Consider the following 10620-nt stretch of genomic DNA (forward strand, 5'->3'; position numbering starts at 1 on the left):
TGACAATCTTATTTGATATCAAATTTGTCTAATCTTTCAGTGTTATGAAGATATCTTTTAATAACTCCATTAATAACTAAAGTTTCTTTTACCGAAGGGTATCTTTTATTTTTTCCTTATAAATACAAAAAATGAGATAACGACAAAGAATAGTACACAGGATATGTTTAAGTATTCGCCTTTCGAAAAGTCTATTATCCCACTATAAAAACCATAGTTTAATCTCCACACTGTACCATAGGGTATAAGATAGATATAATCTTTATTTTGAGCAATAACCCCAAAGATCGTCATGAAACCAGCAAACCCGATAGGTAAAACAAAACTCTTAAAGATCAAACTAAGATAATATTGCATAATTGAAACAGCAGAAAGTGCTATAAACAAATATGAGAAATAAAAAGCTGTTAGGTTATTAACATTATAACTGGAGAATTCATATCCAGGTAATAACTTATCCAGAGCAAAACCAGACAGAAGGAAAGCAAGATAACCTATGAGGAAAGAAATAAAGTTAATCTCTAAAAGGAAGACCATTTTGCTCGAATAAATTGTCAGCTTGCTAATTGGTCTTGTAAAAAGAAGTCTAAATCCATAATTCTTATATTCTACATCGCATAAAGAATAACTCAAAATGGCTGCAAGAATTGGATAAAGCAGAGCATAGAAGTCGAAGATGTATCTACCCAATACCCATACCCAAGGATTATAATCAAAAGTTATTGTTGGATTATTGACAGCATCAGCATGTTTAAACAAAACATATATATCAATGCATAAAGTCATGAACAAAGGAAATAACAAGAAGATCCAAATGGCAATATTAAATCTTAATTTATAGTGTTCACTTTTAAGAATAGTAAAGAGCGATATTGGTTTCATAAGTCGGTTTTTATTAGATGAAGGAATACAGACTCCAAATTTTCTTGGTATGTATCTGCAAATAAAATTTGAATGTGGTTTTGTTGCATTAATTTTTTAAAACTGTCAAAGGAACCATCTTGCTCTATTTCTATGATAAGCGTTCCATCAGAAATCCTTTTTGTGGGAATCAAGTGTTCTTTACATATCTCCATGCATCGTTCCGGTTGGTCCATATGTATTAAATAAGATTGCTTTTTCTGACTGAGGAGACTGTTAATTTCTCCTTGAAACAATAATCTTTTATTATTTAATATTCCGATATGTGTGCATATTTTCTCCATTTCAGCTAAGATATGTCCTGAAATGAAAATAGTTTTTCCTTCACTTTTAAGTTTGAGCATTAGCTCTCTCATTTCAAAAACACCTTGAGGATCTAGTCCATTGAGTGGTTCGTCAAGAATGAGTAATTTAGGATTATGAAACATTGCCATCGCAATTCCCAAGCGTTGTTTCATTCCTGTAGAATATTTTCTAACTTTTTTGTCTTTATCTTTAGTCAAATTCACAAGCTCTAGAACCTCTTGAATGCGTTTTTGTCCACAATGATATAGTATATCCAAATAGTTTAGATTCTCATAGGCACTCAAATCTGCATAGAAGAATGGATGTTCAATCAAGCATCCTATATTTTGAAGGATATGCAATCTGTTGGAATGAAATTCTTTTTTATTGAAAAATACCGTATTTATTTTAGTTTGCTCCAATCCTAAAAGTATCTTTATCGTAGTTGATTTACCCTCTCCATTCTTGCCTAAGTATCCATAAATGGAACCTTCTGGAATCTTCAAGTTAATGTCTTCTAATACAGAATGATTTCTGTAGTTAAAAGTGAGATGGTTAGTTTCAAGTATATTCATAATCAACACTTTCTTTTAAAATTATTCGTATTTAAATGATTTAACTAAAGTTTCCCACCCTAATAAATAGATAGAAAAAAATAACAGTTTGTCGAATTTTCTTTATAAATTAGTAATCGCTAAAGAACTCATTTTAAAGACAAGACAACAAAACTGTTATGGAAGCAAAAATAGAGAAAATAAGTGAGTTATTCAAACTTTTGAGTGTTAAAACTCGAATGAGTGATGATTTATTTCATCTTTTGGCAAGTTTGGCATTGGTCACTTGTTATCTCGCCTGTCATTGGAGAAACATGACAGAGTTTCGGCTTCGGAATTAATCCTTTCTCTTTGCCTCTTCCGCATTGTGGGTGAAAGTATTCACCGCATATGCAAACATAAGATATATGACCTTTCAAATCATGGTAAAAACTGTTTCTATCGCATGATGATTCGCCCACAGATGGATTGGAGACGCTTGATGAACTTATTTACAAGGGTATTTCTATTGTAGTTTCAATCGTTTCTTGCGCGCCTATATAGCCTCCCACAAATCACTTTTTAAAGTTTTTGGTGCTTACGGGCCTCCCGCAAATCACTTTTTAAAGGTTTTGACGCTTGCGGGCCTCCCGCAAATCACTTTTTAAAGGTTTTGACGCTTGTGGGCCTCCCGCAAATCACTTTTTAAAAGATTTGGTGCTTGCGGGCCTCCCGCAAATCACTTTTTAAAGGTTTTGGTGCTTGCGGGCCTCCCGCAAATCACTTCCCGAAAGGTTTGGAGTTTCCGCACATGGCGAAAGTCGTTTCCCGAAAGGTTTGGAGTTTCCGCGCATGGCGAAAGCCGTTTCCCGAATGGTTTGGCATTTCCGCGCATGGCGAAAGTCATTTCCCGAAGGGTTTGGTATTTCCGCGCTTGGCGAAAGTCATTTTCCAAAAGGTTTGGAGTTTCCGCGCATGGCGAAAGTTATTTCCCGAATAGTTTGGCATTTCCGCGTGTGGCGAAAGTCTTTTCTTGAAGGTTGGATGGTTATGTATCTTGCAATGAAGGAAGGTGTGGTAATATTTGTGGAGTTATATTGTAAAGGAATGACTCTAAACTTTCGTCATTAAGAACTTTTGTTAGCTAAAAACCAATCTTGTTATTCTATATCTATTTTTGCAAAATAAATAATAGTAATAACTAACAAAAGAAGATACGATTGAGAACCCCCAAAAGATGAACACTAACAACAAAAGTTATAAAATAACTACATAGGGTCAGTTTCGAAGATTATATGGGGATAGTTTTAATGATTTTTTCCAGATTATCTTATCCTTAGAGGAAATTTGCATAATATTAAATGTAAATTAATGTTTTGCACAATCAATAGTGAGAGGCGTTGCTTCGATTGGGATAGCGCGAAGGAGTTGCTGTCCGGCCTTTAAAGGAGTAGTGATGAGTTCGGGGCGATTGTACGTTTTAAGGAAACCATCATAGAAGCGAGGAGTCTTTTGGGGCAGCACAAACGGTTTGGTTGCTTGGCCTGTTTTGCTATCGAAATGCGTAAACCATGGCTGTGCCCATCCACCATTCAGGCGCTTACTGCTCAAGACCATCCATTTCCCTGAAGCAGAAAATCCGTGCCAACTATCCACATTGGGGCTGTTCACGGCCTTTAGTTCACGACATTCTCCCGTCCGAACATTCAACATCCACAAATCGCTTTCGGGATGCCAGATGGAGAAATTGCCATAATCAGACAAGGTGAAAACCACGAAATTGCCATCGGGTGAAACGACGGGAAAGGAGGCTGAACGATGGAATTTTGACGCAGGATAGATGGTTTCAACGTTTCCAAACTTCATTTTCTGTGCGTCAAACGTCACACGGCAGAGGTCATAGCGCATGCTATCGAGCGCCAAACGCGATTGTGGCATGCGTGCTCGACAGAAATAAAGCTGTCGACCATTTGGACTCCATGCAGGAAATGTCTCGGCATGCGTGGGAAGCCCAATAGCAGAAAAGGTTTGCACACGATGATGCTCCACATCGTAGACCACTAAGTCGGCTGCTAAATCGGCCACTTCGATGGTTTTCTTGCCTGCCGAATGGAAGAATTGCTGAATTTCATTAGTTGAGAATGCGATGAGTTTCCCATTAGGATGCCAGGCCGGATAAGTCAAGCCGTTGGGCAACGCATCAGCCTTCGACGCCACCTTTTCCACACGACCATGACGATAGATTAACGTTCCACCATCCTTTCCGCGCACATGCAACATAGCCTGTTGTGCATCGTTATGATTAAACGAATGGCAGTTGACACACTGCCGATTAAAATCTTTGTTTTCAACAATGGGTGTTTGCTCGAAAGACGTGAGATTACGCTGATAGATGCCCATTTCATGCCACAATTCGTAGCCCGGATAAATGAGGCGATACACCAAAAAAGAATCGATGGCATCACGCGAAATGCGGTTCGTTATGGACGGATAAACCACCCACTTGCCAGCCTCCTTCACGCTGATGCGAAAGAAAATGGCTTGCCCGGCAGCCGTTTTCAGCAGTTGGTGCCAAGCAGTTTCGTCTATTTCAACTGTGGGTTGAGCCGATTGTACCAAAATATCGGCATCCCGTCCGACGATGCCAATCTCGGTTTGGTAGGCCTCTCCCTTATGCAAAATTTCAAAATTCGTGGGCGCAATATTCCACGGAAGCGTCACGTTGGTATAGTCGGGATAGATGGACAACTTGCGTTTGGCGCGCACATCGGGCTGGTGATAGCGTGAGCCACAACTGGCTCCGAGCAACAGCATCGACAACAAGAGAAGAAAAGAAAAGAGCTTTTTCATAACTGCTTAATTCCATTTTGATGCGCCTCCTGTGACTCCTCAATCACTTGATGACCATAGGGGCTGAGATAATTCAAATAATACCAATAAGTGTGGCCAAACTCCTGCTGCAACAACGGCTGATTGCCCTGCTCGTTGAGCTGCATGTAGCGGGCGAAACGGACGCGCGTATCGGGCGAAATGGTGAAGCCGCACCGCGCAAACGTGGCCTTATCCACACCCAATTGATAGATGAGCAATGCCTCTTCGTAGCAAGGCGGCAGCGCAGCCACATGAAACGCACGAATGCAAGGCAGCTGTTGCGCAAACAAACTGACATGATTGCTCAGCAGCAGCTGTGCCATGAGATAGTCGAATGCCATGCGATTGTGCGGATCGTGCTGCAAAAGATATTGCAACTCTGGCCCCAAATTCTGCACATTGGTGAAGCGCACACCCTCGCGGTCTGCACCCCGCAAAGCATCACGAAGATGGGGAACGCGTCCTGCTCTAAGCTGCTGTTCAAGCTGCTTTGCCTGCCCGCGATAGAACAACGTGTGCTTGAGTTGCTCGATAAACACCTGCGCCACCCGCGGCTTGCCCAGCACAATGTTATAACGAGCCAAGTTCACCAGATGGGACGCCGTTGGTCCATCCACCACCAACGCCTCGGTTTCCCAATGGAGCGCCTCGTTGAGCAACCCCAACTGCTCGAACAGCATGCCGCCAAACTCAGCTTCGGCTGCATTGCCCCGCCAAGGGAAATAGAGCGTTTGCACCCCCAACGAAGCCGGATAATCGAAGAGCCGCGCCGGCAACTGCCCTGCATGATAGAGCGCCATGGTGTGAAAATAGGCGATGAGCGGATTGGTTTTGCCCGCGTCAAGATAGCGCTGCGTGTAGCGAAGCACCGCAGGCCAATCGCCTTGTCGCGCATGAAAAACGGTTTGCAACAAGATGCCTTCTTTAGCCGGATAATGCTTCACGAAGCCCACATAGCCCACGCCCAACGCCGTCATCCCCGTGAGCAGCAGGCTGATGGCTTGTGCCTTCGTTGACCAAGGTTTTTGAACACGGAACAGGGGTAGCCACGAAGTAAATCGCGAGAGCAACGCCACCAACAACCAGCCTACCCCAATCAGCATCGCGCTCAGCACCACCCAGCACAAATCGTGGGCTGTGGTTTCGGTGTAGATGAGCAGCAACAACACTGGCACGAGCCCCAAGCACAACGGCAGCGCACGCCCGAAGAGCAAGCGTTTGAGCATGCCCTCCACACCAACGAAGATGAGGGTGAGCAGAACGGCCATCACCATTGCACCCAACCACGGATGGAAGAAAAACTGCACAACGAAGTTGGCAGCATAGTGCAACAGCCCCTCTTCGGACAATGTTTGCCGAAAATAGTCGGCAGTGAAGCGAAACAGATGGTGTTGTTCGTGATAGCGGAGCACATTGGCCAAAGGCACGAGATAGGCATAGCCCGTGGCCAAGAAAACGGTTAGCGTGGTCAGCGAGCGAAGTGCCGAGAGAGAAGTAAGCTTTTTGTTCATTCTATTTTGCGTTTGCGGAGTTTCCCGACGACTTGTTTTTTCTAAATTTGGCCTTGAGGAATTTCCCGATGCCTCATTTTTTTCATTTTTAGGCTTGCTGGAGTTCCAGCAGACCTGTTTTTATAGAAAGAAAGGAGGGGGCGCCAACATGTGCGCCCCCGTCAGCCGCAGTGAGAGACAACCATCATCGTACTGCGGCCAAAAGCCTTTTTACTGCGGATAGCCCGGGTTCTGCGTGAGCTTTTTATTCAAGTCGCGCTCCTTCTGCGGAATGGGATAGAGCACATTGTGAGCCTCATAATGCCCATCGCGCACCTTGACGCGCACAGCGTTCGGGTCGCTTGAATAGAGGTCGCACACGCGGTTGTTGTCGCCAGGCTGCGCCGTTTCGCCCGCATGTGGAGCGCGCAACAAATAGGTCAGCCCATAAACAGGTGCATTCAACACCTGAGCGGCAATTCCCCAACGACGAATGTCCCACTGACGATGGCCGCCCTCAAGGGCAAACTCCACGCGCCACTCGTTATGAATGCGTTCACGCAAAGCTGCCTGCGTGCCACAATAGGTGGGCAAAGCGGGATTGGTGTTCTGCAAATCGGGCATGCCTACACGCCGTCTCACTTGGTTCACGGCATCGAAAGCCGATGCCGACAGGGGCGACAGTTCGTTTTCGGCCTCGGCATAGGTGAGCAACACCTCGGCATAGCGCAAAATTTTGTAATCACCGCCCATGTGCCAGCCGTCGGTTTGCGGATTACACGTGGGGTCGAGCCATTTTTGCTGGTTGTAACCGGTGGCCGTAGCATCGCCGTGGGTGCCAATGCCCGTGGGATAGCACGACTGCAAGGGTGCCACTTTGAGCGTCTTTCCATACATGGTTTCGCCATCGTGGAGCACTACCACCTCTAAACGTGGGTCGCGGTTGGCAAAGGGGTTGGCGGCATTGTAGACGGTAGATTGCGCGATAGGTGCTCCGTTGACATCTTCGAAAGCATCGACCAAGCTCTGCGTGGGGTTGAGTCCGCCCCACCCCATCGTAGGGAATGCCTCCCAACCAATGAGATACCAGTCATTCTTATTGGCCACAAACTGACGTTTCAAGATAGTTTCTTTGCAATTCACATCGGTTTCGCTCCAAAACAACTTCTTGTAATTGCCCGTGTTGTGCGCGTCGTAAAGTTCGTAGATGTTCATGTCCATCACGGCCTTTGCGGCATCGCGTGCCCGTTGCCAATCGTTCTGACTCAATGCAGCTCGCGCCTTCATGGCCAACGCTCCACCCTTGGTGATGCGGCCATCATCGGCACCACTCCATGATGCCGGCAGATTGGCTGCGGCATAATCGAAGTCGTCCATCAGATGGCTGTAGACCTCGGACTTGGGATTGCGCACAATATTCTCTTGGTCGGAGAGCTCTAAGGGCGATTCGGTGTAGGGCACATCGCCAAACTGACGAATGAGCTGAAAATACTGATAAGCACGGAAGAAGCGGGCCTGCGCCATGACGGTTTTCTTCTCGGCATCCGTCATCGCAGCAGTCCCGGGCACCTTCTTCAAGATGATATTGGCCTGGCGAATGGTGCCATAGTTGGTGCGCCAATCAAAATCCTGAGGGTCATAGATGCCTTTGGCCAAATTGCCTTCCGACCATTTGATGCCATGCACGGCGTCGTCTGAATTGATCGCCTCATCCACCAAACCAATAATGCCGTTGCCGTCCCACTCGGGATAGCAGGTGTACAAATCGTTCACCGCCTTCGTGGCATCCTCGTTGGACTTCCAATAGCTGCCATCCGAGAGTTGGTCGAGCGGAATTTTGTCTAAATCATTGCAGGAGGTCAGTGCTGCAAACGCCACCAACAGCCCCATATATTTTGCTATATTCTGCATAAAAATTACGTGTTAAAATGAAACTTTCAAGCCTAAAGTAAACTTCTTCACATTCGAATAGAAGGCACCGCGGTTATTAGACGGAGCTTCTGGGTCTAAGCCTTCGAGGTGACTAAAGGTGAGCAGATTTTCGCCTGTAAGGAACACATGTGCACCTGTCACACCCCATTTCGAGAGAAAAGCACGAGGAATGGTGTAACCCAACGTGACATTCTTCAGACGAACATACGAAGCATCTTGCAACCAGAACGAAGATGTGGCGAAGTTGATTTGGCTGTTGCGTGTGATGCGCGGATAGGTAGCATCGTGGTGGGTGGGCGTCCATCGGTCGAGATGACGCTTCAACACCTTGCCACTATTGAAGAAAGCATAGGAAGCCTCGCCTGTAAAATAGGCATCGACGTTGAATGCACCCTGCCACAACATGGAGAAATCGAAATCCTTGTAGTAAACAGCCAGATTGAGTCCGCCCGTCCAGCTTGGGAAGTTCTTGCCAATAGGCTTGCGGTCGGCTGCAGTAATCTTATTGTCGCCATCGAAATCTTTGTAGCGAATATCGCCCAATTTCTCCGCTCCTGTGCGTTTCGGACCATTGGTGAGCTCGTCTTGCGTGTTGAAGTATCCATCAGCCACATAGCCATAGAACGTGCCAATCGCTTGTCCTTCCATAAACCAATAAAGCTTGTTGTCGGGGTCTTCACCATCGGTTCCTTTCAAATCCGTAATCTTGTTGTGCACATAAGATAGGTTTAGATTCACAGCATAGCGCAAATCCTTACCCAAACGATAGTTGTGGAACACATTCAAATCGAAGCCAGTGTTGCGCACGCTTCCGGCATTCTGCGCGGGTGGATTCACACCAATCACACCTTGGATAGGGAGCTTCAACAACATGTTGTTGGTGTTCTTTTGATAAAGTGACAACTCAAAACCAACCTGGTTATCAAAGAACGACGCATCCAATCCCAACTCATAGTTGGTGACTGTGGCCCAACGCAATTTGTTGTTCACATAGCGCGCCTCATAGGTTGTGGTGGTCTCGGTATCGCCTAACACGGCTTTGCCAAAAGCATAGGTAGCCACAGCTGGATAAGTTTCGTTGATTTCCTCATTACCAGTTTTTCCCCAACCCAAACGAAGTTTCAAGTTACTCAACCAAGAAGCTTGCCGCTTAAGGAAGGCTTCTTCGGACAAACGCCACGCTGCAGACACAGCTGGGAAATAACCCCAACGATTATCCTTCGGGAAAAGCGAGGAAGCATCGGCGCGCAGATTGAACTCAAACAAATATTTGTCTGCGAAATCATACTGCAAACGACCGAAATAAGACCGTCGTGCCACCTCTGATCCACCATCATCATTGGTTTGGCTCTTTGCATCCAACGTGTTCAGGGACCAGGGTAGTTCGTCGCTTCCGCCACCCTTACGCGTGGTTTTGGTGTAGCTATAAGGATTGTTCACCTGTTCATAGCCCAACAACGTGTTCAACGTGTGCAACTTTGCAAACGTCTTGGTGTAGTTGGCCAAGAGCTGTGTTGTGTACCAATTCCAATTATAATAGCTATGTTCGCCCTCCCGATCACCCGAGTTTGCTAAGCTGCTGGCGTTACCATAAACCAAGTGCTTCTTAAACCTGCGATAATCACGCGCATCGTGACGCAGATTATAAAGCGCCTTTAAACTCAATCCAGCCAAAGGACGCACCTCAGCATAAGCTGTGCCAAAGAACTGTGTATCGTAGATTTTCGTTAAGCCCGTAGCCGTTCCGCGCAGTGCAACCGGATTGGCTAAGCCACTATAATTGAAACTACCATCTTCATTATAGATAGGAATAGTGGGCGCAATGCGGTTGACATACTGAACGAGGGCAGCCGACGACTCATAAGCATCATCTGTAATGCCACGATAAGCTGACGCGTTCAATCCGATAGACAGCCACTTTGTCACGCGCGAATCAAGATTGAGACGTCCCGTGAAACGCTTATATTTGCGTGCATCGGTAAGTCCATCTTGATTAACGAAACCTATCGAGCCCATATAGGTCGTGGTCTGCGTTCCACCACTCAACGACAGATTATGCTGCGTTTCCCAAGCCGAACGCTTAAAGGTTTCTCGATACCAATCCGTATCTGGATGACCAATGGGGTCGCTGCCATCGCGGAACTTCTGAATATCTTCATCGCTATAACGCACACGTGCGCTGGGATTTTCATTCAATGTTGCTTCGTTATACAGCATGGCATAATCACCAGCCCCCAAGAACTTCAAATGAGTTGTGGGACTGGCATTCGAAACCATACCCGTGTAATCGACCCGCGTCTTCTGTCCCGTCTTACCTCTCTTTGTTGTAATCAAGATAACGCCATTGGCTGCCTGAACACCATAGATGGCTGCCGATGCTGCATCTTTCAACACAGAAAGTGACTCGATGTCTTGTGGATCAATGTTGTTCATCGAACCAGGTACACCGTCGACAATCACCAAAGGACTGGCTGCATTGATGGTGTTGCGACCGCGAATGGTGATACTGCCCGTTTGCGCGCCAGGCTCACCCGAACGCTGAATGCTCGTCACGCCTGGCATCGTTCCGGCCAAAGCGGCCGACACGC

At 46.1% G+C, this 10620-nt stretch carries 7 protein-coding genes and 1 pseudogene; 2 read left to right on the forward strand and 6 right to left on the reverse strand.

The window, feature by feature from the left end:
* Positions 1-105: 105 nt before the first annotated feature.
* Both HMPREF9420_RS01710 and HMPREF9420_RS01715 read right to left on the reverse strand, forming a co-directional pair.
* On the reverse strand, positions 106-882 hold the full coding sequence (locus HMPREF9420_RS01710; protein WP_007133657.1) for an ABC transporter permease: 777 nt from the start codon (positions 880-882) through the stop codon (positions 106-108).
* Positions 879-1781, reverse strand: coding sequence for an ATP-binding cassette domain-containing protein (locus tag HMPREF9420_RS01715; protein WP_007133658.1), 903 nt, complete (start codon positions 1779-1781; stop codon positions 879-881). Before HMPREF9420_RS01715 ends, HMPREF9420_RS01710 begins: the two co-directional genes overlap by 4 nt.
* A gap of 158 nt (positions 1782-1939) precedes the next feature.
* Between HMPREF9420_RS01715 and HMPREF9420_RS13015 the strand changes: the two are divergent.
* Positions 1940-2253: pseudogene (locus HMPREF9420_RS13015) on the forward strand (IS4 family transposase); the annotation flags it as partial.
* Positions 2254-2501: 248 nt separating this feature from the next.
* The gene (locus HMPREF9420_RS01720; RefSeq protein ID WP_147625582.1) at positions 2502-2870 is read left to right on the forward strand and encodes a hypothetical protein; all 369 of its coding nucleotides are present in this window, start codon (positions 2502-2504) and stop codon (positions 2868-2870) included.
* 237 nt (positions 2871-3107) lie between these two features.
* Here HMPREF9420_RS01720 and HMPREF9420_RS01725 read toward each other — a convergent pair whose 3' ends face one another.
* The 4 genes from HMPREF9420_RS01725 to HMPREF9420_RS01740 all read right to left on the reverse strand — a co-directional run.
* Positions 3108-4589, reverse strand: coding sequence for a TolB family protein (locus HMPREF9420_RS01725; RefSeq protein WP_007133662.1), 1482 nt, complete (start codon positions 4587-4589; stop codon positions 3108-3110).
* Positions 4586-6121 carry a DUF6057 family protein gene (locus HMPREF9420_RS01730; RefSeq protein ID WP_007133663.1) on the reverse strand — a complete coding sequence of 512 codons (1536 nt, stop codon included), beginning with the start codon at positions 6119-6121 and terminating at the stop codon, positions 4586-4588. The genes HMPREF9420_RS01725 and HMPREF9420_RS01730 overlap by 4 nt, the downstream gene beginning before the upstream one ends.
* A 210-nt stretch (positions 6122-6331) precedes the next feature.
* On the reverse strand, positions 6332-8011 hold the full coding sequence (locus HMPREF9420_RS01735) for a RagB/SusD family nutrient uptake outer membrane protein (protein ID WP_007133664.1): 1680 nt from the start codon (positions 8009-8011) through the stop codon (positions 6332-6334).
* A gap of 12 nt (positions 8012-8023) precedes the next feature.
* A partial coding sequence (locus HMPREF9420_RS01740) for a SusC/RagA family TonB-linked outer membrane protein (RefSeq protein WP_044078677.1) occupies positions 8024-10620 on the reverse strand: 2597 nt, incomplete at its 5' end.

This window comes from Segatella salivae DSM 15606 (assembly GCF_000185845.1).
GTDB classification, from domain to species: domain Bacteria; phylum Bacteroidota; class Bacteroidia; order Bacteroidales; family Bacteroidaceae; genus Prevotella; species Prevotella salivae.

Excerpts from the sequence above, each read along its gene's own strand:
- HMPREF9420_RS01710 (WP_007133657.1), bottom strand. The coding sequence starts at position 882 with ATGAAACCAATATCGCTCTTTACTATTCTTAAAAGTGAACACTATAAA.
- HMPREF9420_RS01730 (WP_007133663.1), bottom strand. The coding sequence starts at position 6,121 with ATGAACAAAAAGCTTACTTCTCTCTCGGCACTTCGCTCGCTGACCACG.
- HMPREF9420_RS01725 (WP_007133662.1), bottom strand. The coding sequence starts at position 4,589 with ATGAAAAAGCTCTTTTCTTTTCTTCTCTTGTTGTCGATGCTGTTGCTC.
- HMPREF9420_RS01715 (WP_007133658.1), bottom strand. The coding sequence starts at position 1,781 with ATGAATATACTTGAAACTAACCATCTCACTTTTAACTACAGAAATCAT.
- HMPREF9420_RS01735 (WP_007133664.1), bottom strand. The coding sequence starts at position 8,011 with ATGCAGAATATAGCAAAATATATGGGGCTGTTGGTGGCGTTTGCAGCA.